Source organism: Actinospica durhamensis (assembly GCF_018139695.1).
GTDB lineage: Bacteria > Actinomycetota > Actinomycetes > Streptomycetales > Catenulisporaceae > Actinospica > Actinospica durhamensis.
Genome location: NZ_JAGSOG010000063.1, coordinates 13,467 through 35,739 on the forward strand (window position 1 = coordinate 13,467; position 22,273 = coordinate 35,739).

Genomic DNA, 22,273 nt, shown 5'->3' on the forward strand with positions numbered 1-22,273 from the left:
GAGACACACGAGAAGAAGAGACACGAACCATGGCAGTTGAGATGTTCTACGACGACGACGCGGACCTCTCGGTGATCCAGAGCCGCAAGGTCGCCGTTCTCGGATACGGCTCGCAGGGCCACGCGCACGCGCTGAGCCTGCGCGACTCGGGCGTGGACGTGCGGGTGGGCCTGAAGGCCGACTCGAAGTCCCGGGCCAAGGCCGAGGAGCAGGGCCTGCGCGTGGTCACCCCGTTCGAGGCCTGTGCCGAGGCGGACGTCATCATGATCCTGGTGCCGGATCCGGTGCAGCGGGCGGTCTACGAGGAGGCCGTGGCCCCGAACCTCAAGGACGGCGACGCGATCTTCTTCGGCCACGCGCTGAACATCCACTTCCAGCTGATCACCCCGCCGGCCAACATCGACGTGGCCATGGTCGCGCCGAAGGGCCCGGGCCACCTGGTGCGCCGCCAGTTCGCCGACGGCTTCGGCGTCCCGTGCCTGATCGCCGTGGCCCAGGACGCCACCGGCAAGGCCCAGGAGCTGGCCCTGTCCTACGCCAAGGGCATCGGCGGCACCCGCGCCGGCGTCATCAAGACCACCTTCAAGGACGAGGTCGAGACCGACCTGTTCGGCGAGCAGGTCGTGCTCTGCGGCGGTGTCGAGGAGCTGATCAAGGCCGGCTTCGAGACGCTGACCGAGGCGGGCTACGAGCCGGAGATCGCCTACTTCGAGTGCCTGCACGAGCTCAAGCTGATCGTGGACCTGATCTACGAGGGCGGCCTGACCAAGATGAACTGGTCGGTCTCCGAGACCGCGGAGTGGGGCGGCTACAAGACCGGCCCGCGCATCATCACCCCCGAGACCAAGGCGGAGATGAAGAAGGTGCTGGCGGAGATCCAGTCCGGCCAGTTCACCCGCGAGTGGATCGCCGAGTACGACAGCGGGCTCAAGGAGTACAAGAAGCTCTACGACGCCACCACCAACCACCCGATCGAGAAGGTCGGCAAGCAGCTGCGCTCGCTCATGTCCTGGGTGAACACCGAAGAAGACTGAGATATAGACCGCGGCTTGCTCGGCTGAGGCAGTCTTGGGGACGAAAAGCGTGTCCCCAAGAGCCTCGCGGCACTGTGATGTAGACCGCGGCTTGCTCGGCTGAGGCAGTCTTGGGGACGAAAAGCGTGTCCCCAAGAGCCTCGCGGCGCCGCGGTGTGAACAGTGGGTTTGATTCGCGGTGTGACACTCGATCGGCCCAGAGTTCGAGCCCTCTTCCCGCTCGCCGGGAGGAGGGCTTTGTCGTGCTCGGTGAGTGACGGTCCGTCATTCATTCGGCGGCAACAGCGCGCGTCGGCGCTCGGATCGTCCTAGTTTGTCCATAGTTGTCGGGTGAGATGACTCCTGGCATACGGATATCTAGGGCGTGAGGAGCACGAATGTCCGGGACGACGAGGCGGCCGCTGAGACGGCGCTGGGTGGCGATGTGCGCGTCGGTGGTGACCGGGCTGTTGCTGGCCGGCTGTGGCGGCTCGAACAGCGGCTCCGGGAGCGGGGGCTCGGACACCTCGATCTCCGGCACCGCGGCCGCCGACACGTTCAACTCCGGCACCCCGAAGCAGGGCGGCTCGGTCACCTGGACGATCGAGAAGACCATGGACAACTGGAACATCCTGTCCGCGGACGGCAACACCTTCGACTACGCCCAGGTGGTCAACCCGCTCACGCCCTCGCCGTACATCTTCAACCCCTCCTACAGCGTCACGCTCAACACCGACCTGATGGTCAGCGCCGACGAGACGAGCACCAGCCCGCAGACGGTCGTCTACAAGATTCAGCCCAACGCGGTCTGGTCCGACGGCACCCCGATCAACGCGGACGACTTCATCTACAACTGGCAGGTGCAGAACGGCACCGACGCCAACATCGCCGCCGCCACCACCACCGGCTACCAGGACATCACCTCGGTCACCGGCTCGGACAACGGCAAGACCGTCACGACGGTCTACAAGACCCCGTTCGGCGACTGGAAGTCGCTGTTCACCAACATGTACCCGGCGCACATCGCCAAGGAGCACGGCAACAACGAGGCCTCCTTCAACTGGTTCCAAACCAACCCGCTGCCGGTCTCCGGCGGCCCGTTCGTGGTCTCCAGCGTCTCCGGTGACAAGACCTCGGTCATCCTCAAGCGCAACACCAAGTACTACGGCAAGCAGTCCCCCCTGGACCAGCTCACCTTCCGGGCCATCACCGACGCCTCGCAGGAGCCCACCGCGCTGCAGAACCGCGAGGTCGACGGCATCTACCCGCAGCCCCAGACCACGCTGGTCAACCAGCTCAAGGGCATGGGCAGCCAGATCACCTACAAGATCGACGCGGGCCTCGGTTTTGAGCACATCGACTTCAACCTGAAGAACTCCGCGCTCGGCAACGCGACCTGGGGCAAGACCCTGCGCACGGCGATGTTCACCGCCACCGACCGCAACGCGATCCTGACCAAGACCATCCAGCAGTTCCAGAGCTCGGCCGTGCCGCTCAACAGCCGCATGCTGGTGCCCGGCCAGAACGGCTACCAGGACAACGTCACCCAGTTCGGCCTCGGCGAGGGCAATACGGCCAAGGCGGAGCAGCTGCTGACCTCGGCCGGGTTCAAGAACGTGGGCGCGGGCAAGGGCGGCCTCGAGGCGCCCGACGGCACCAAGATCCCGACCTTCCAGATGAAGTACACGGTCGGCAACCAGATCCGCTTGGACACCTGCAGCCTGTTCGCCTCGGAAATGGCCCAGCTCGGCATCAACGTCGCGGTCACCCCGACCGACAACCTCGGCGCCACCCTCACCCAGACCGGTGGCAACGGCTACGACATCGTGGTCTTCGCCTGGGTCAACACGCCGTTCCCGTCCTCGGCCAACCAGCCGCTCTACACGACCGGCGGCGGCGGCAACTACGGCGGCTACTCGAACAAGAACGTCGACGCCTGGCTGGCCGCCGCGGCCTCGAGCACCGACACGGCCACCCAGATCAGCAACCTGAACAAGGCCGACCAGCAGATCAGCCAGGACGCCTACACCCTGCCGCTGTATCAGAAGCCGACCCTGATCGCCTTCTATCCGAACCTGGTCAACGTCCGCGACAACGCCACCTCCATGGGCCCGACGTACAACGCCGGCCAGTGGGGTCTGAAGTCCTGACCGCGCAGACACTCGTCCCGCGGGGCACGCGCCCGGTCGCGATCCGTGCCCCGCGGGACCGTCCCCGTACGCCGCGCGCGCCCCACTCCTCCCCGAGGCCTCCATGCTCGCATTCGCCCTCAGACGCCTGCTGGTGTCGATCCCGGTCTTCATCCTCTCCACGTTCCTGGTCTTCCTCCTGGTGACCTGGGGCGCCGACCCGCTGGCCCAGCTCGAGGCCAAGAACCCGCCGCCGTCGCAGGCGGTGATCAACCAGCTGGCGGACCAGCTCTACATCAACCACTCCATCCCGGCGCGGTACTGGCACTGGTTCTCCCAGCTGTTCTTCCACGGCAACTGGGGGCCCTCGGTACAGTCGGGCACGGACATCGGCCAGTTGCTGAGCACCAGCCTCACGCTCACCGCACGGCTGGTGATCGTGGCGACCATCCTCGCGGTGATCCTGGCGATCATCGCCGGTGTGGTCAGCGCCACCCGGCAGTACTCGAAGACCGACTACACCATCACCCTGATCGGCTTCCTGTTCCTGTCGCTGCCGGTGTTCTGGTTCGCGATCCTGCTCAAGCAGGCCGTGGTGAACATGAACAACTCGCTCAACTGGTACTGGCTCTCGACCTACGGCGCGAACACCCCGGGCCTGACCGGCTGGTCGGCCTTCTCCGACGCGATCGGGCACCTGGTGCTGCCCACCATCGTGCTGGCGATGTCCTCGTACGCGTCCTGGTCCCGCTTCCAGCGCGCCTCGATGCTGGACGTGCTCGGCAGCGACTACATGCGCCTGGCCCGGGCCAAGGGCCTGAGCCGCCGTCAGGTGATGATCCGGCACGGCCTGCGCACCGCGCTGATCCCGCTCACCACCCAGGTCGCCCTGGACACGGCCGCGATCCTCGGCGGCGCTGTGCTGACCGAGTCCGTCTTCGGTTGGCAGGGCATGGGCACGATGCTGGTCAACGGCATCAACGCCGGCGACTTCAACGTCATCCTGGCCTGGCTGACCGTCTCCGCGATCATCGTCATCGTCTTCAACCTCATCGCCGACCTGCTGTACGGGGTCCTTGACCCGAGGATTCGCCATGCGTAGTTCCAGCGCGCTCGCCCTAGCATGCGGGGTCCTTGACATGGAGCCGGGAGTGATTCGCCATGCCTGAGCTGCCCCGCGAAGATCCCGAGCCCACAGAGATCACTCCGTCCGCCGGATCGGAACGCCAGTATCCGGAGCGCGAGTTCACCGTCAAAGCCCGGACGCAGACGCAGCTGGTGCTGCGCCGATTCCTGCAGCACAGGCTGGCCGTGGTGAGCGTGTTCGTGCTGCTCGCGGTGATCCTGCTGGCGTTCGTCGGCGGGCCCTTGTGGAAGTACAGCTACACCGACATCACCCCGGACAACTCGGTCCCGCCCTCCGGTAACCACCCGTTCGGCACCGACAACCTCGGCTACGACGAGTTCGCCCGGGTGCTGCGCGGCACCCAGCGCTCGCTTGAGATCGCGTTCAGCGTGGCGGTCCTGGCCACGGCCATCGGTACGGTCTGGGGCGCGGTGGCCGGCTACTACCGGGGCTGGCTGGACTCGCTGATGATGCGCATCGCCGACCTGTTCCTGACCATCCCGATCCTGGCTGCCGGCGCCCTGCTCTCGCACCACTTCCAGACCGCGGGCTGGTGGGCGCTCGCCCTGGTCATCGCGGGCCTGGCCTGGCCGGCCGTGGCCCGTATCGTGCGCGGCCAGACGCTCTCGCTGCGGGAGAAGGAGTACGTCGAGGCGGCCCGGTCGATGGGCGCGAAGGACGGCCGGATCATCTTCCGGCACATCCTGCCCAACGTGATCGGCCAGATCATCGTCGTGGTCACGATCCAGATCGCCTTCGCCATCCTGCTCGAGTCCTCGCTGTCCTACCTGGGCTTCGGCGTGCAGCCGCCGGACACCTCGCTCGGCGCGCTGATCTCCAACGCGCAGAGTGCGCTGCAGGGCGGGCTGTGGTGGCTGTTCTACTTCCCCGGCATCTTCATCATCCTGATCAGCCTCTCGGTGAACTTCATCGGCGACGGCCTGCGGGATGCATTCGACCCGTCCCAGCAGAGAGTGCGCGCCTGATGTCGACCAACAGCGGCTCCCCGGCGGGGCTCTCCGACACGGTGCTGACCGTGGACAACCTCACCGTGGACTTCCCCACCCCGGACGGCGCGGTGCACGCGGTGCGCGGGGTGTCCTACCGGTTGAACCCGGGTGAGGTGCTCGGCATCGTGGGCGAGTCGGGCTCGGGCAAGTCGGTGACCTCGATGGCGGTGATGGGCCTGCTGCCCAAGACCGCGAAGGTCTCCGGCTCGGTGCGCTTCCGCGACCGGGAGCTGCTGGGCCTTTCGGACAACGAGATGAAGACCCTGCGCGGCAACAAGATCGCCATGATCTTCCAGGACCCGATGACCTCGCTCAACCCGGTCTACAAGGTGGGTCACCAGCTCGCCGAGGCGGTCCTGGCGCACCACGACATCCCCAAGGCCAAGGCGCGGGCGCGGGCGATCGAGCTGCTCGAGATGGTGGACATCCCGCAGCCGGACCGGCGGGTGGACCAGTACCCGCACGAGTTCTCCGGCGGTATGCGCCAGCGGGTGGTGATCGCGATCGCGATGGCCAACAACCCGGACGTGATCATCGCGGACGAGCCGACCACCGCCCTCGACGTGACGGTGCAGGCGCAGGTGCTCGACTCGCTGCGGGCCGCGCAGCGGGAGACCGGCGCCGCGATGGTGCTGATCACGCACGACCTCGGCGTGGTGGCCGGGCAGGCCGACCGGGTGCTGGTGATGTACGCGGGCAAGCCGGTGGAGATCGGCGGCGTCGACGACATCTACTACAACCCGCGGATGCCCTACACCCTCGGCCTGCTCGGCTCGCTGCCCCGGCTCGACCAGCGCGAGGCGGGCCGGCTCACGCCGATCCAGGGCTCGCCGCCGTCGCTGGTGAACCTGCCGCTCGGCTGCCCGTTCACCCCGCGCTGCCCGCTGGCCCAGGACGTCTGCGAGACCCGCGAGCCCGACCTCGAGCCGGTGGACGCCGACGAGGCCGGTCCGGACGGGCACCGGTCCGCGTGCCACTTCAAGGACCGGGTGGCCCGGCACCGGCCGGCCGACCTGTTCGACGAGACCTCCGCGGACGCCGAACTGCCGGGCGACTTCGGCTCGGACTCGACCGGCGAGGAGCAGGCCGAACCGCACGGCCCGACCGACGTGCGGTCCGTGAACACCGACTTCGGGACGGAGAGCGACCGCGATGAGCAGCTCTGAGAACCCGCGCGGGCCGCAGCCCGAGCCGACGACCGGCGCGACGGCCGGCGGCGCGGCGGCCGGACGGGAGCCGGCCACCCCCGCGGTGGCGGCCCCGGGCGAGCCGATCCTCTCGGTGCGCCACCTGGTCAAGGAGTTCCCGATCCGGTCCAAGGGCCTGATCCCGCGCACGATCGGCGCCGTGCACGCGGTATCCGACATCTCCTTCGACCTCTACCGCGGCGAGACGCTCGGCCTGGTGGGGGAGTCGGGGTGCGGCAAGAGCACCACCTCCCGCGCGGTGCTGCACCTGCAGCCCGCCACCAGCGGCTCGGTCCTGTTCGAGGGCGTGGAGATCACGACCCTGAGCAACCAGCGGATGCGGGCCCTGCGACGCGACATGCAGCTGGTCTTCCAGGACCCGTACGCCTCGCTCAACCCGCGCATCACGGTCAGCGAGATCATCGCCGAGCCGCTCAAGATCCACGGCCGGTTCCAGAGCGGCGGCAAGGCGTACGTCGAGGACCTGATGCAGCGGGTGGGCCTGAATCCGGAGCACGGCAACCGGTATCCGCACGAGTTCTCCGGCGGCCAGCGCCAGCGCATCGGCATCGCCCGCGCGCTGGCCCTCAAGCCCAAGGTGCTCGTGCTCGACGAGCCGGTCTCCGCGCTCGACGTCTCGATCCAGGCCGGCGTGATCAACCTGCTCGAGGACCTGCAGGACGAACTGGGCCTCGCTTATCTGTTCGTCGCGCACGACCTGTCCGTGGTCCGGCACATCGCCGACCGGGTGGCGGTGATGTACCTCGGCAAGATCGTGGAGATCGGCCCCGCGGACCAGCTGTTCGAACGGCCGCTGCACCCGTATACGCAGGCGCTCATCTCGGCGATCCCGATCCCCGATCCGCGCCGCGAACGCGAGCGTGAACGTATCCTGGTCCAAGGTGACGTGCCGTCACCGGCGAACCCGCCGTCGGGTTGCCGATTCCGCACACGCTGCCCGCTCTTCCTCACCCTGTCCGAGGGTGACCAGCAGCGTTGCGTGAACGAGGAGCCTTTGCTGATCGACCGAGGACTGGGGCCGGGACACCCGGCCGCGTGCCACTATGCGAAGGTCCAGAAGGTTATCTAACACCCGCGCGGTCCCGGTGGTCCGATCATCCGATGTTGCACAATCGGGACCCGCACGGTATCAAAAGTGGTCCTGGCGCTTGCCGGGCGAATCTGTACCATTGCTGGTGTACGGCCGAAAGACACGCGACGTTAACATTCGCCGATACCGCGTGTTATAGCCGTATGCCAGGACCACAGCGTCGTGGAACCGGGCGCTCATCCGTTGCTCTACTCCCCACACCGACGGACGACCGGAGAGACGCTGTGTCAGGCAAACCCGTTGTGCTCATCGCCGAGGAACTCAGCCCCGCCACGGTCGAGGCCCTGGGCCCCGACTTCGAAGTGCGCTACTGCGACGGCGCAGACCGCGCCGCCCTGCTGTCCGCGATCGTCGACGCGGACGCGATCCTGGTGCGTTCGGCCACGCAGGTCGACGCCGAGGCCGTCGAGGCCGCCAAGAACCTCAAGGTGATCGCCCGCGCGGGGGTGGGCCTGGACAACGTGGACATCTCGGCCGCCACCCGGGCCGGCGTCATGGTGGTCAACGCCCCCACCTCGAACATCACCTCCGCGGCCGAACTGACCGTCGCGATGATCCTGGCCAGCGCCCGCAACGTCGCGAGCGCCAACGCCGCCCTCAAGGGCGGCAAGTGGGCCCGTAGCAAGTACACCGGCGTCGAGCTCGACGGCAAGACCGTCGGCATCGTGGGCCTCGGCAAGATCGGCGCCCTGGTGGCCGCCCGGCTGCTGCCCTTCGGCGTGAAGCTGCTGGCCTACGACCCCTATGTGCAGGCCGGCAAGGCCGCCCAGATAGGAGCCCAGCTCGTCTCGCTCGACGAGCTGCTGGCCGAGTCCGACTTCATCACCGTGCACATGCCCAAGACCCCGGAGACGGTGGGCCTGATCGGCGTCGACGCGCTGCTCAAGGTCAAGCCGACGGTCCGGATCGTCAACGTCGCCCGCGGCGGCCTGGTGGACGAGGCGGCCCTGGCCGACGCGATCCGCGAGGGCCGGGTGGCCGGCGCCGGCATCGACGTGTTCGCCAAGGAGCCGACCACCGCGTCCCCGCTGTTCGAGCTGGACTCGGTCGTGGTCACCCCGCACCTCGGCGCCTCCACCGACGAGGCCCAGGAGAAGGCCGGCATCTCGGTGGCCCGCTCCGTGCGCCAGGCCCTCGGCGGCGAGCTGGTCCCGGACGCGGTCAACATCCAGGGCGGCCTGATCGCCGAGGACGTGCGCCCGGGTCTGCCGCTGGCCGAGGAGCTCGGCCGGCTCTTCACCGCCCTCGCCGGCGGCGCCGCGCAGCAGCTCGACGTGATCGTGGCCGGGGAGATCACCCAGCACGACGTGAAGGTGCTCGAGCTCTCCGCCCTCAAGGGCCTGTTCGCGGACATCACCGAGAGCCCGGTCTCCTTCGTCAACGCCCCCTACCTGGCCCAGGAGCGCGGCCTCGAGGTGCGGCTGACCACCACCTCGGAGTCCCCGGACTACCGCAACCTGGTCACCGTGCGCGGCACCCTGGCCAGCGGCGAGGTCGTCTCGGTCACCGGCACCATCGCCGGCAAGGCCATGGTGCACCGGATCGTGGACGTCAACGGCTTCACGGTGGACGTCGGCCTCGAGGCGCACACCGTCTTCTTCCGCTACACCGACCGCCCCGGCGTGGTCGGCACCCTCGGCCGGATCCTCGGCGAGTCCGCGGTCAACATCGCCGGCATGCAGGTCTCCCGCAACGCCCGCGGCGGCGAGGCGCTGGTCGCCCTGACCGTCGACTCCGCCGTCTCGGTGGAGCTGCTCAGCGAGATCTCCGACGCGATCGGGGCCACCTGGTCCCGCACCGCCGACCTGAGCAAGTAGGACAAGACGGGCGCCGCGCGCCCGCGCAGCGCACCCCCCGCGTCCCCCGGATCTCAGCCCGCTGAGCCGTCCGGGGGACGCGGTTTTTCTCCGTTCGGCCGAGCACGGGCGAGGGCATCTCAAATACTAGGAAGTCCGAAGAAAAACGAGACAGATCGCCCCGAGTCGGGGTACGGTCGGATACTAGGACGTCCGAACAAACGGCTCCACCCCCGCCGCTTTCGGACCTGTTCGCGCGGCCACAAGCCCGCGTGTCCGTACCCAGACCGATCATCAGCGAGGGACGGAACACGACATGTACCGCCGTCACACCACCCAGGATTCCGAGGCGAAGGCCGCGGCGCGGTTCGCCCTGCAGCAGGCCTATGACTGGCGCGACGAGGGCGAAAACCTCGAGTCTCGCGATATGGACGAACTGCTGCGCGGATTTGAGACGGGCGTACGCTACCCGGCATGCCCGACACCGCAGTCCGCAGCCGTGACAGTAAGCTGATCGACCTCGCCGTCATCGGCGGCGACGGGATCGGCCCGGAGGTTACCGCCGAGGCCCTGAAGGTCCTGCGCGTGGCCCTGCCCGAAGACGTCAAGCTCGAGACCACCGACTACGCTCTCGGCGCCGAACACTACCTGGCGACCGGCGAGGCGCTGTCCGAGGAGACCATCGAGGCGCTGCGGCGCCACGACGCGATCCTGTTCGGCGCGGTCGGCGCGGCTCCGGGGGACACCCGGATCCCCTCGGGCCTGATCGAGCGCGGCATGCTGCTCAAGCTCCGCTTCGCCTTCGACCACTACGTCAACCTGCGCCCGTCCAAGCTGTGGCCCGGCACCACCGGACCGCTGCGCGGCGACGCGCCGATCGACTTCGTGGTCGTGCGCGAGGGCACCGAGGGCCCGTACACCGGCAACGGCGGCAGCCTGCGCACCGGCACGGAGCAGGAGATCGCCACCGAGGTCTCGATCAACACCGCCTTCGGCATCGAGCGGGTCGTGCGCGACGCCTTCGAGCGGGCCCAGGCCCGCCCCCGGCGCAAGCTGACGCTGGTGCACAAGAACAACGTGCTCGTCCACGCCGGTCACCTGTGGACGCGGATCTTCCACGCGGTCGCGACCGAGTACCCCGAGGTCACGACCGACTACCTGCACGTGGACGCCGCCACCATCTTCCTGACCACGCAGCCCGAGCGCTTCGACGTGATCGTCACCGACAACCTGTTCGGCGACATCCTCACCGACCTCGCCGCGGCCGTCACCGGCGGCATCGGCCTGGCCGCCTCGGGCAACGTCAACCCCACCGGCGCGTTCCCGTCGATGTTCGAGCCGGTCCACGGCTCCGCCCCCGACATCGCCGGGACCGGGAAGGCCGACCCCACCGCGGCCATCCTGAGCGCGGCCCTGCTGCTGGCTCACCTCAGCCACCCCGAGGCCGCCGCGCGCATCGAATCCGCCGTCGAGGCCGACCTGGCCGAGCGCGCCGAACTGGGCGTACGCGGCACCGCGGCCATCGGAGACGCCATCCGAAGCCGCGTAGCAGAGTGAGACGGTAGAAAAATCTGGGTTACCGTCTCACTAGGCGAGAAAAACTAGTGTGACGGCCCCGGTAGCCGTGTATCCGATCCCCGCGGTCGGGCCGTCACGAGGCGTAGTCCATCGTTACGGCCCGACGTAGAGGGAACTGACATGTCCACCAGTGCGACGACCATCGAGCTCAAGTCCACCACCGAGCCCTTGAGCGCGGCGGAGCGCTCAGCCATCCTCGCCGACCCCAAGTTCGGTCAGTACTTCACCGATCACATGGTCGTCATCCGCTACACCGAGGGCCGCGGCTGGCACTCGGCCGAGCTGCGCCCCTACGGTCCGATCGAGATCGACCCGGCCACCTCGGTGCTGCACTACGGCCAGGAGATCTTCGAGGGCCTCAAGGCCTACCGCCAGGCCGACGGCTCCGTCGCCTGCTTCCGCCCCGAGGCCAACGCCCAGCGCATGGCCAACTCCGCCGTCCGCATGGCCATGCCGGTGCTGCCCGAGGAGCTCTTCCTCGCCGCCATCGACGCCCTGGTCACGCAGGACGCCGCCTGGGTCCCCGAGGACCCGGAGCAGTCGCTCTACCTGCGCCCCTTCATGTTCTCCACCGAGGTCGGCCTCGGCGTGAACCGCCCCTCGGCCGAGTACCTGTTCATGCTGATCGCCTCCCCGGCCGGCTCCTACTTCTCGGCCGGCAAGACCGTCACCGCCTGGCTCGGCACCGACTACGTGCGCGCCGCGCCGGGCGGCACCGGCGAGGCCAAGTGCGGCGGCAACTACGCGGCCTCGTTCCTGGCCCAGGCCCAGGCCGTGGCCGAGGGCTGCGACCAGGTGTGCTGGCTGGACGCGATCGAGCGCAAGTACATCGAGGAGATGGGCTCGAACAACGTCTTCTTCGTCTACGGCTCCGGCGCCGAGGCGAAGCTGTTCACGCCCAAGCTCTCCGGCTCGCTGCTGCCCGGCATCACCCGCGACTCGCTGCTGCAGGCCGCGGCCGACCTCGGCATCCCGGCCGAGGAGGGCCTGATCTCGGTCGACGAGCTGCGCGAGCACGCCGAGAGCGGCGCGATCACCGAGGCCTTCGGCTCCGGCACCGCGGCCGTGGTCACCCCGATCGGCGGGTTCCGCGGCAAGGAGAGCGAGATCGTGATCGGCGGCGGCAAGGCCGGCCCGGTCACCATGCGCGTGCGCGAGCACCTGCTGGGCATCCAGCACGGGGACGTGGCCGACAGCCGCGGCTGGCTGCACACCATCGTCCCGGCCCCGGTGCACACCGCCTGATCAGGCCTTACTCCGGTCCCCGGCCCCGCCCGGCGGTCCTCGTCCACCCAGCTCGCCGCGACTCGTCTCATCTGCCGACAGCCGAATCACTGGACTGTGCGCCTCCGATCCGCTAGGGAGGAGGCGTGACGGAGATGACACAGCGCGACGAGGGCAGTGTGGACGAGACCGGCCGGGCGCCCGAGCGGACCGCCTCGGCGCAGGTGCCCGGCCCGGCGACCCCGGCCGAGGACGCCGCCGCGCCGCGCCCGGCCTCCCTGTGGCGCCACCGCGACTTCATGCTGCTGTGGGGCGGGCAGACGGTCAGCGACGTGGGCAGCGCCGTGACCATACTGGCGCTGCCGCTGCTCGCGGTGGCCGCGCTCAAGGCGACCACGTTCGAGGTCTCCTTGATCAGCATACTGACGAGCCTGGCCTTCCTGCTCATCTCGCTGCCCGCCGGCGTGATCGTGGACCAGCTGCGCAAGCACGGGCTGATGATGTGGTGCGACGTGGCCCGGTTCGCGCTGCTCGGCTCCATCCCGCTGGCCGGCGTGCTCTGGCATGTGACGCTGTGGCAGATCTACGTGGTGGCCACGCTGGCCGGCATCCTCAGCGTGTTCTTCGACGTCTCCTACCAGAGCTACGTCCCGGTGCTGCTGGACGGTGACCAGCTCGTGGACGCCAACGGCAAGCTCGGCTCCACCAACGCCTTCGCCGGCCTGGTCGGCCCGTCCCTCGGCGGCGCCCTGGTCGGCCTGCTCGGCGCGGCCAAGGCCATCACCGCCGACGCCGGCTCCTTCGCCGCCAGCGCCGTCTCGCTGTTGCTGATCCGCACCCCGGAGCCCAAGCCGGACAAGCGCGCCGAGCACGTCACCTTCCGCGCGGCCATGAACGAGGGCCTGAGCTTCGTGGTCAAGCACCCGATCCTGCGCAAGATCGTGGCCTGCACCGGCACCGCGAACTTCTTCAGCTCCGGCGTCGGCGCGCTCGACATCGTCTTCCTGGTGCGTATCCTGCACGCCTCGCCCACCGTGGTCGGCACACTGTTCTCGCTCGCCGCGATAGGAGGCGTGATCGGCGGCCTGCTGGCCGGCCGGCTCGGCCGGTGGATCGGCTCGGCCCGGATCATCTGGGTCTCCGCCCTGGTCCCGACCCCGCTGTTCCTGCTGATGCCGCTGGCCCAGCCCGGTTGGGGAGTGCTGCTTTTCGCGGCCGGCATATTCGCCCAGTACTTCCTCGCGGTCGTCTACAACACCGCCCAGGTCTCCTACCGCCAGCGCATCTGCCCGCCCCAGCTACTCGGCCGGATGAACGCCTCCGTGCGCTGGATAGTGTGGGGCACCATGCCGCTCGGCGCCCTGTTCGGCGGCGCCTTCGGCACCTGGATCGGGGTGCGCCAGACCATCGCGATCTGCGCGGTCGGCGGGATGGCGGCCGGGCTGTGGGTCTTCTTCTCCCCGCTGCGCCACATGCGCGACGTCCCGGCGAGCTGAGGCGCGAGCAGGCCACGCCGGTCGCGCCGGGCCCCCGAAGCCCGGTGTGACCGGCGTTTTCCGTGCGCCCCGGTGCGTCCCACGCATCGAGACACGTTGTCCATATCGCCCCGATCGTGGCAGACTGCCGAGCATGCAGACCCGGCGCGTCATTACCGGCGGCGCATCGGCATAGGACTCCACAGTCCGCCGCCGGTGTGCAGACCTCTCGCGTATCGCGAGGGGTTTTCTTGTTTTTCCGACCGGTTATCCCACCCGAACGAGGAGCCAGCGTGAACGACAGCTTCCACGTCTACGACACGACGCTGCGAGACGGAGCCCAGCAGGAGGGTCTCGCGCTGTCCGTGGCGGACAAGCTCCTGATCGCCCGTCAGCTCGACGGACTCGGCGTGGGCTTCATCGAGGGAGGGTGGCCCGGGGCGATCCCCAAGGACACCGAGTTCTTCCGGCGCGCTCAGACCGAGCTCGACCTGGAACATGCGCAGCTGGCCGCGTTCGGCATGACCCGCCGGGCCGACCTGAAGGCCGCCGACGACCCCCAGGTGGCCGCCCTGCGCGAATCCCGCGCCCCGATCGTCACCCTGGTGGCCAAGGCGCACGACCGGCACGTCGAACTGGCCCTGCGCACCTCGCTGGACGAGTGCCTGGCCATGGTCCGCGACACCGTGACCCACCTGCGGGCCGAGGGCCAGCGCGTCTTCGTCGACGCCGAGCACTTCTTCAACGGCTACCAGGACAACCCCGCCTACGCGCTCGAGTTCGTCCGGGTCGCGGCGGAGGCCGGCGCCGACCTGATCGCCCTGTGCGACACCAACGGCGGCATGCTCCCGACCGAGCTCGGCGACGTCGTACGCACCGTCATCGACCGCACCGGCGCCCGTGTCGGCATCCACTGCCACGACGACTCCGGCTGCGCCGTGGCCAACTCACTGGTCGCGATCGAGGCAGGGGCCACCCACGTCCAGGGCGCCGCGAACGCCTACGGCGAGCGCACCGGCAACGCGAACCTGTTCACCATCGTGGCGAACCTGCAGCTGAAGAAGAACATGCACGTGGTCCCGGACGAGTCGTTGGCCGAGATGACCCGGATCGCGCACGCCATCTCCGAGGTCACCAACATCGCCCCGCACACCAAGCAGCCCTACGTCGGCTTCTCCGCCTTCGCCCACAAGGCCGGTATCCACGCCTCCGCGGTGAAGGCCGACCCGATGCTCTACCAGCACATCGACCCGGCGATCGTCGGCAACGACATGCGCATGCTGGTCTCCGAGATGGCCGGCCGGGCCTCGATCGAGCTCAAGGGCCGCGAGCTCGGCTACGACCTGTCCGGCGACCGCGAGGCGCTCACCCGGATCGCCGAGCGGGTCAAGGACCTCGAGGCCACCGGCCACTCGTTCGAAGCCGCCGACGCGTCCTTCGAGCTGCTCATCCTGGACGAGCTCAACGGCACCGAGCGCCCCGAGTTCTTCACGGTCGAGTCCTGGCGGGTCATCGTCGAGCAGCGCGAGAACGGGACCCAGGGCTGCGAGGCCACCGTCCGGCTGCACGCCAAGGGCGAGCGCATCATCACCGTCGGCGAGGGCAACGGCCCGGTCAACGCGCTCGACACGGCCCTGCGCAACGCCATCGGCCAGCTCTACCCGGAGCTCGCCGAGCTGGAGCTGACGGACTACAAGGTGCGCATCCTCGAGGGCGACCACGGCACGGACTCGCGTACCCGCGTGCTGATCACGACCAGCGACGGCAAGAACGAGTGGGCCACCGTCGGCGTCCAGGAGAACATCGTCGCCGCGAGCTGGAACGCCCTGGTCGAGGCCGTCACCTACGGCCTGCTGCGCCTGGAGAGCTGACCCGGGCCCGTCCGGGCAGGTGGCACACCGCGCCGCGCCACCTGCCCGGCAGGCGCCGTGGCCCCGGCGACGGCGTGAGGACACGGCCTAGACTTGTCCCGTGCGTATCGCGAGATTCTCCCTTCCTGACAGTGCCGCAGACGCCGGGGCCGTGCGCTTCGGCCTGGTCGAGGGCGACCCCGAGCAGCCCGAGGCCATGGTCATCGCCGAGCTCGAGGGCCACCCCTTCACCCCGGAACCGCACACCACCGGCCGCGTCTGGCCGCTCGCGGACGTGCGCCTGCTCGCCCCCGTGCTGCCCAGCAAGGTCGTCGCCGTCGGCCGCAACTACGCCGACCACGCCAAGGAGATGGGCGGAGAGGTCCCGGCCGTGCCGCTGACCTTCCTCAAGCCCTCCACCAGCGTGATCGGGCCGAACGAGACGATCGCGTACCCGGTCTTCTCGCAGAACGTGCACCACGAGGCCGAGCTCGCCATCGTGATCGGCCGGCTGTGCAGCCAGGTGCCGCGCGCGCGGGTGCGCGAGGTCATCCTCGGCTACACCTGCGCCAACGACGTCACCGCCCGCGACGCGCAGCAGGCCGAGGGCCAGTGGGCCAGGGCCAAGGGCTTCGACACCTCCTGCCCGCTCGGCCCGTGGATCGAGACCGACCTCGACCCCACCGACCTGGCCCTGACCTGCACCGTCAACGACGAGCTGCGGCAGGCCGGGCGCACCAGCCAGATGATGCGCGGCATCGAGGAGCTGGTGGCGTTCATCAGCGAGGCGCTGACCCTGCTGCCCGGCGACGTCATCCTCACCGGCACCCCGGCCGGCGTCGGCCCGATGAACCCCGGCGACCTCGTCTCGGTGAGCATCGAGGGTATCGGCACCCTGACGAACCGGATCGTCAAGCGCTGATCCCCACCCCGGATCCACACCGCCGGGACTCGCGCCCCGGATCACCCGTCAGAAGAACGGTATTGGAAACGTGAGCATCGACACCTCAAAGCTCGACAACGGCGTGCGGGTCAGGTTCCCCCCGTCCCCGACCGGCGACCCGCACGTGGGCCTGATCCGCTCGGCCCTGTTCAACTACGCCTTCGCCAAGCACTACGGCGGCAAGCTGGTGCTGCGCATCGAGGACACCGATGCGGCGCGCAACACCGAGGAGTCCTACCAGGCCATCCTGCAGACGCTGCGGTGGATGGGCCTGGAGTGGGACGAGGGCCCCGAGGTCGGCGGCGAGCACGGTCCCTACCGGCAGTCCGAGCGCGGCGAGATCTACCAGGACATGGCCGCGCGGCTGCGCGAGTCGGGCTTCGCCTACCCCTGCTACTGCACCGCCGAGGAGCTCGAGGCGGCCCGCGAGCTGGCCAGGCAGGAGAAGCGCAACCCCGGCTACGAGGGCACCTGCCGGAACCTGACGCCCGAGCAGATCGCCGCGTACGAGGCCGAGGGCCGCACCCACGTGCTGCGCTTCCGCCTGCCGGACCGTCAGATCGCCTGGAACGACCTGGTCCGCGGTGAGATCGCGTTCGAGGCGGAGAACGTCCCGGACTACCCGCTGCTGCGCGCCGACGGCTCGCCCCTGTACGCGCTGACGAACCCGGTGGACGACGCGCTGATGGGGATCACCCACGTGCTGCGCGGCGAGGACCTGCTGCCCTCGACGCCGCGTCAGATCCCGCTGCACGAGGCGCTGGTGGAACTCGGCGTGTCCAAGCAGGTGCCCGAGTTCGGCCACCTGCCGTTCGTCATGGGCGAGGGCAACAAGAAGCTGTCCAAGCGCGACCCGCAGGCCAGCTTCAGCTACTACCCGCGGACCGGCTACCTGCCCGAGGGCGTGCTCAACTACCTGGCCCTGCTCGGCTGGTCCCTCGGCAACGACGAGGAGATCTTCGGCAAGCAGGAGCTGGTCGCGGGCTTCGACGGGACCCGGATCAACTCCAGCCCGGCGCGCTTCGACCTGAAGAAGTGCGAGGCGATCAACGCCGTCCACCTGCGCCGGCTGGAGACCGAGGACCTGGCCAAGCGGATCCTGCCGTTCCTGGACCGCGAGGGCCTGCTGCTCGGCGGCGAGGACGGCCACCTGGCCGACGAGGGCGAGTGGCGCACGCTGCTGGCGGCGACCCCGCTGGTGCAGGAGCGCATGACGGTCCTGTCGGAGGCGGTGCCGATGCTCGGCTTCCTGTTCACCGGCGACGGCACCGACCGGCGCCACGCGTTCCAGGTCAACGAGGCCGACGCGGAGAAGGTGCTGACCGCCGACGCGTGGCCCGCCCTGGCCGCCGCCACCGCGGCGCTGTCCGCCCTCGGCACCGAGGAGTCGCCCTGGACGGTCCAGGCGATCGACGACGCCCTGCGCGCGGCCCTGATCGAAGGACTCGGCCTCAAGCCGAAGAACGCCTTCACCCCCGTGCGCGTCGCCGTCACCGGCCGCCGCGTCTCCCCGCCGCTGTTCGAGTCCCTCGAGCTGCTCGGCCGGGACCGCGCGCTCGCCCGCCTCAACGCCGCCACCACGCGCGCCCGCGCCGCGGCCTCCACCGCGTCCTAGGCCGTCAACCGGGGTCCCGCCGCCCGCTTCGAACCGGGCGGGCGGGCCCGGTTCAGGCTTGGTTGGGGCCTGGTTCGGGCCTGGTTGGGGCCCGATTCGGCGGGTCGCACCGTGCGGTGGCCTAACTGATTTGGGCCACCGGCCGCCCGACCGCTATAGTTGTCAACGCAGCGCCCCCCGGGAAACCGGCAAGCCTGCACACCAGTGGGGTATGGTGTAATTGGCAACACGGCAGATTCTGGCTCTGTTGTTCTAGGTTCGAGTCCTGGTACCCCAGCTTGAGGGCGTATCGCGAAAGCGATACGCCCTGTTTGCTTTTCCGGCTCCCATCCCGGCCGTGACGCCCGGCCGTACGTCGTTTGGCTTTCGGGACGGGCGCGCAGGGCGGTGCCGGGCCCAAGATCGGCTGTATGGATACCGACGGGCCGCAGCGATGGGGATCGGAGTCCGACTCCGGGCGTGAGCACGATGCGTCCCCGGAGGCCGGTTCCGAACACTCCTCGTCCGGCTCGCAGGACGAGTCCGAGCAGACCCCCGAACCCGCCGCGGGCTGGGGCGGGGACGGGGAGTCCGGCGGCGGCGCGGTGTTCGGGCCGGGCGGCGGCGGACCCGGCCGCTGGCGGCGCAACGAGAAGTGGTCTTCTCGCAAGAAGCTCGTGGTGTTCGCCACCGCCGCGCTGGCCGGCCTGATCGTGCTGATCGGCATCGGCATCACGGTGATCTGGGACCACCTGAACGGCAACATCAGGACCCAGGGCGCGGACCTGAAGTCCTCCTCCATCAACGGCAAGCAGGACGTGCTGTTCATCGGCTCTGACTCGCGCTCCGGAGCCAACCAGGCGCTCGGCGGCGGCAGCGTGGCCGGGGCGCGCTCGGACACCACGATGGTCTTCGACAGTCCGGCCGACCGCCGCAAGGGCACCGAGGTCTCGATCCCGCGCGACTCGATGGTGCAGATCCCGGCGTGCACCGGCGCCGGCGGCCAGAGCGTGGCGGCCACCTTCGGCATGTTCAACTCGGCCTTCACCAGCGGCGGAGCCCCGTGCACCGTCAGCACCGTGCAGAGCCTGACCGGCCTGCCGCTGACCCACTACATCGTGGTCGACTTCGAGGGCGTGGTGGGCGTGGTCAACGCGCTCGGCGGCGTCAAGGTGTGCGTGACGCAGCCGATCACCGACCCCGACTCCGGCCTGAAGCTGGCTGCGGGCACGACCACGCTCAACGGCCAGCAGGCGCTCGCCTTCGTGCGGGTGCGCCACACCATCGGCGACGGCTCCGACCTCGAGCGCATCCAGCGCCAGCAGTACTTCATCGACCAGCTCTCCTCGCAGGTGCGCGCGGACGGCCTGCTCACCGACCCGGTCAAGCTCTACAAGGTCCTCAACGCCGCGACCAGCGCCATCCAGACCGACCCCGGCCTCGGCTCGGTCAGCCAGCTCTACGGACTCGCCGAGACCCTCAACTCCATCCCGAGCGGCAAGATGACGTACGTGACGGTCCCCAACGAGCCGTACGCGGGCGATCCCAACCGGGTGGTCTGGAGCGAGCCGGCCGCCACCAAGCTGTGGGACGGCCTGATCAACGAGCCGGACGCGGGCCCCGTCTCCTCGACGGGCGCCGCCGCCCAGGGCCTGCGGGGCGCCGGACCGCTGCCGGGCGCCGTGCCGAGCGCAGTCCAGGGCCTGCGCGCCGGCCCGCTGCCGAGCGCGGGCACGGCAGCCCCCGGCGCCAAGCAGGCCCAGGTGCTGACGCCCGACCAGCTGCGCGCCGCCGAGTCGCTGGGCGCGTTCGAGAGCGTGATGCGCCTGGCCCTGATGGCCGACACCCCGAGCGGCACCCCCTCCGGCTCGGCGTCCGCCGACGCGAGCAGCTCAGGCGCCGGCACGACCGACCCCGGCGGCGTGGACACCTGCCCGATCAGCTGAGTCTCGTTGTCCGCCTGTGTAGGCCGCAGATACCGCGGCCTACACAGGCGCTTACGCGTACGGCCCTCCCGCTGCTCTACTGCTGCGGCAGCAGGCCCCGGCGGGCGAGCAGCGGCTCGATCTCCGGAGCCCGGCCGCGGAAGTTCGCGAAGGCGGTCAGCGGGTCGAGGCTGCCGCCGCGGGAGAGCAGCTCGGCCCGGAACCGCTCGCCGTTCGCGCGGAGCATGCCGCCGTTCTCCTTGAACCACTCGACCGTGTCGGCGTCGAGCACCTCGGACCAGATGTACGAGTAGTACCCGGCGGCGTAGCCGCTGCTGAAGATGTGGGCGAAGTAGCCGGTGCGGTAGCGCGGCGGGATCTCGGTCATGGCCACGCCCGCGGCCTCGAGCGCCGCGGCCTCGAAGGCCTCGAGGTCGGTGCCGGGGTCCTGGCCCTCGGCGAGCGAGTGCCAGGCCCAGTCCAGCAGGGTCGCGCCCAGGTACTCGACGGTGCGGAAGCCCTCGCCGAACAGCTCCGCGGCCTTCATCTTCTGCACCAGCGCGTCCGGGATCACCTCGCCGGTCTGGTAGTGGCGGGCGTAGTTCGACAGGACCTCGGGCCAGATCGACCACATCTCGTTGACCTGCGAGGGGTACTCGACGAAGTCGCGCGGGACGCGGGTGCCGGTGAAGTAGGGGTAGCGCACGTCTGAGAACAGGCCGTGCAGCGCGTGGCCGAACTCGTGGAACATCGTGTTGACCTCGTCGAAGGTCAGCAGCGTGGGCTCGCCGGCCGGCGGCTTGGCGATGTTGAGGTTGTTGACCACCACCGGCTTCGTGCCGGACAGCTCCGACTGCTCGACCAGCTCGTTCATCCACGCGCCGCCGCGCTTGGACTCGCGCGCGTAGAAGTCGGCCACGAACAGGCCGAGCGCGCTGCCGTCCTCGTTGAAGACCTCGAAGACGCGCGCGTCCGGGTGGTAGGCCTGGAGATCGGGGCGCGGGGTGAAGCTCAGGCCGTAGACCTTGCCGGCGGCGAAGAACACGCCGTTGTGCAGCACGCTCTCGAGCTCCAGGTACGGACGCAGCTCGGCCGAGTCGATGTCGTACTGCGCCTTGCGGACCTTCTCCGAGTAGTACTGCCAGTCCCAGGCGGCGATCGTCGCGCCCCCGTTGGCCTCGCGCAGCGCCTCGGCCTCCTCGCGTGCGTTGGCGACGGCCGGCCGCACGAGCCGGGAGAGCATCTCGTCGACGGCCTTGACGCTGCCGGCGGTCTGGTCGCCCACCGCGTAGGCCGCGTGCGACGGGAAGCCCAGCAGCGCGGCGCGCTCGGCCCGCAGCATCACGATCTGCCGGATGACCTCGCGGTTGGCCTCGAACCCGCGTCCGACCGAGGCCTCGAGCAGCCGGCGGCGCACCTCGCGGTCCTCGAGCGAGGCGAGCTCGGACTGGTTCGAGAAGAGCTTGAGGCTCAGCACGTACTTGCCCTCGTGGCCCAGCGCCTTGCCGTTCTCCGCGGCCGCGGCGACGCCGTCCTCGGACAGCCCGGCCAGCTCGGCCGCGTCGTCGAGGACCAGCGCGCGGGCCTTGGTGTCGGCCAGCAGGTTGCGCTGGAAGGTCGTGGTGAGCGTGGCCAGCTCGGCGTTGAGCCCCCGCAGCCGCTCCTGCTGCTCGGCCGACAGCTCCGCCCCGGCGCGCACGAAAGCCTCGTGGCGCTTCTCGATCAGACGCAGCGCCTCGCCGTCCGGCAGCTCCAGCGACTCCCGCGCGTCATACAGAGCCTTGATACGCCCGAAGAGCTTGGGGTCGAGGTGGATCGCATCCTCGTGCGCGGCCAGCCGCGGCGAGATCTCCGCCTCGATCTCCTGGAAAGTGTCGTTGGTGTCGGAGGAGGACTGGTTGAAGAACACGTGCGCAACGCGGTTGAGCAGCGCACCGCTGCGTTCCATGGCCACGACGGTGTTCTCGAAGTCGGGCTCCAGCGGACTGTTGGCGATCGCAGCCATCTCCGCGAGCTGATCGGCCATGCCCTGGTCGAAGGCGGGCCGGTAGTGCTCCATCCGGATCAGATCGAAAGGAGGCAGTTGGTACGGAAGGGTGGAAGCCCGGAAGAAGGGGTTGTCATCCGGCACGCTGGAGATCTCGGTTTCGAGCGACATGGCAGGAGCCTAGTGCGCACCGTCGTGCCAGACGAAGGCACACATTGTGTGATCTTCAACGTGTCCTTCGACACGCGAGCCGCGGACGTGCGCGTGCGTGCCCCCCAACATCCCCTCCGCCAGTCTCCGCCAAGCTCTCCCCGCCGCGCCGCGC

16 protein-coding genes and 1 tRNA gene are annotated in these 22,273 nt (G+C 69.5%); 16 read left to right on the top strand and 1 reads right to left on the bottom strand.

Annotated features, from left to right (window positions below; genetic code table 11):
- Positions 1 to 29: 29 nt before the first annotated feature.
- From ilvC to KDL01_RS15125, 16 genes are all read left to right on the top strand, one after another.
- Positions 30 to 1,034, top strand: a complete 1,005-nt coding sequence (gene ilvC / locus KDL01_RS15050; RefSeq protein ID WP_212529107.1) for a ketol-acid reductoisomerase — start codon at positions 30 to 32, stop codon at positions 1,032 to 1,034.
- A 377-nt stretch (positions 1,035 to 1,411) separates the two neighbouring features.
- A complete protein-coding gene (locus KDL01_RS15055; protein ID WP_212529108.1) occupies positions 1,412 to 3,163 on the top strand; it encodes an ABC transporter family substrate-binding protein in 1,752 nt (583 codons plus the stop codon).
- 103 nt (positions 3,164 to 3,266) lie between these two features.
- Complete coding sequence (locus KDL01_RS15060) at positions 3,267 to 4,244, top strand: ABC transporter permease (protein WP_212529109.1); 978 nt, start codon at positions 3,267 to 3,269, stop codon at positions 4,242 to 4,244.
- A gap of 59 nt (positions 4,245 to 4,303) precedes the next feature.
- Complete coding sequence (locus tag KDL01_RS15065; protein ID WP_212529110.1) at positions 4,304 to 5,254, top strand: ABC transporter permease; 951 nt, start codon at positions 4,304 to 4,306, stop codon at positions 5,252 to 5,254.
- Complete coding sequence (locus KDL01_RS15070) at positions 5,254 to 6,444, top strand: ABC transporter ATP-binding protein (RefSeq protein WP_212529111.1); 1,191 nt, start codon at positions 5,254 to 5,256, stop codon at positions 6,442 to 6,444. The genes KDL01_RS15065 and KDL01_RS15070 overlap by 1 nt, the downstream gene beginning before the upstream one ends.
- Positions 6,431 to 7,555, top strand: a complete 1,125-nt coding sequence (locus KDL01_RS15075) for an ABC transporter ATP-binding protein (RefSeq protein ID WP_212529112.1) — start codon at positions 6,431 to 6,433, stop codon at positions 7,553 to 7,555. The genes KDL01_RS15070 and KDL01_RS15075 overlap by 14 nt, the downstream gene beginning before the upstream one ends.
- Before the next feature lie 245 nt (positions 7,556 to 7,800).
- Positions 7,801 to 9,393, top strand: a complete 1,593-nt coding sequence (serA, locus tag KDL01_RS15080) for a phosphoglycerate dehydrogenase (protein WP_307846341.1) — start codon at positions 7,801 to 7,803, stop codon at positions 9,391 to 9,393.
- Positions 9,394 to 9,688: 295 nt separating this feature from the next.
- The gene (locus KDL01_RS15085; RefSeq protein ID WP_212529114.1) at positions 9,689 to 9,886 is read left to right on the top strand and encodes a hypothetical protein; all 198 of its coding nucleotides are present in this window, start codon (positions 9,689 to 9,691) and stop codon (positions 9,884 to 9,886) included.
- Entirely contained in the window at positions 9,847 to 10,929 is a 1,083-nt protein-coding gene (locus KDL01_RS15090; RefSeq protein WP_212529115.1) for a 3-isopropylmalate dehydrogenase, read from the top strand. Before KDL01_RS15085 ends, KDL01_RS15090 begins: the two co-directional genes overlap by 40 nt.
- A 141-nt stretch (positions 10,930 to 11,070) precedes the next feature.
- Complete coding sequence (locus KDL01_RS15095) at positions 11,071 to 12,195, top strand: branched-chain amino acid aminotransferase (RefSeq protein ID WP_212529116.1); 1,125 nt, start codon at positions 11,071 to 11,073, stop codon at positions 12,193 to 12,195.
- Between the two features lie 134 nt (positions 12,196 to 12,329).
- The gene (locus KDL01_RS15100; protein ID WP_212529121.1) at positions 12,330 to 13,670 is read left to right on the top strand and encodes an MFS transporter; all 1,341 of its coding nucleotides are present in this window, start codon (positions 12,330 to 12,332) and stop codon (positions 13,668 to 13,670) included.
- 272 nt (positions 13,671 to 13,942) lie between these two features.
- A complete protein-coding gene (gene cimA / locus KDL01_RS15105; protein ID WP_212529117.1) occupies positions 13,943 to 15,520 on the top strand; it encodes a citramalate synthase in 1,578 nt (525 codons plus the stop codon).
- A 100-nt stretch (positions 15,521 to 15,620) separates the two neighbouring features.
- Complete coding sequence (locus KDL01_RS15110; protein ID WP_212529118.1) at positions 15,621 to 16,421, top strand: fumarylacetoacetate hydrolase family protein; 801 nt, start codon at positions 15,621 to 15,623, stop codon at positions 16,419 to 16,421.
- 70 nt (positions 16,422 to 16,491) lie between these two features.
- Positions 16,492 to 18,057 carry a glutamate--tRNA ligase gene (gene gltX / locus KDL01_RS15115; protein ID WP_307846342.1) on the top strand — a complete coding sequence of 522 codons (1,566 nt, stop codon included), beginning with the start codon at positions 16,492 to 16,494 and terminating at the stop codon, positions 18,055 to 18,057.
- Positions 18,058 to 18,262: 205 nt separating this feature from the next.
- Positions 18,263 to 18,334 (top strand) — tRNA-Gln (locus tag KDL01_RS15120).
- 133 nt (positions 18,335 to 18,467) lie between these two features.
- Entirely contained in the window at positions 18,468 to 19,982 is a 1,515-nt protein-coding gene (locus KDL01_RS15125; protein ID WP_212529119.1) for an LCP family protein, read from the top strand.
- Between the two features lie 76 nt (positions 19,983 to 20,058).
- On the opposite strand, the gene KDL01_RS15130 is transcribed toward KDL01_RS15125, so the two are convergent.
- Positions 20,059 to 22,119 (bottom strand): M3 family metallopeptidase, encoded by a 2,061-nt coding sequence (locus KDL01_RS15130; RefSeq protein ID WP_246576460.1) that lies wholly within the window; start codon positions 22,117 to 22,119, stop codon positions 20,059 to 20,061.
- Positions 22,120 to 22,273: the final 154 nt, after the last annotated feature.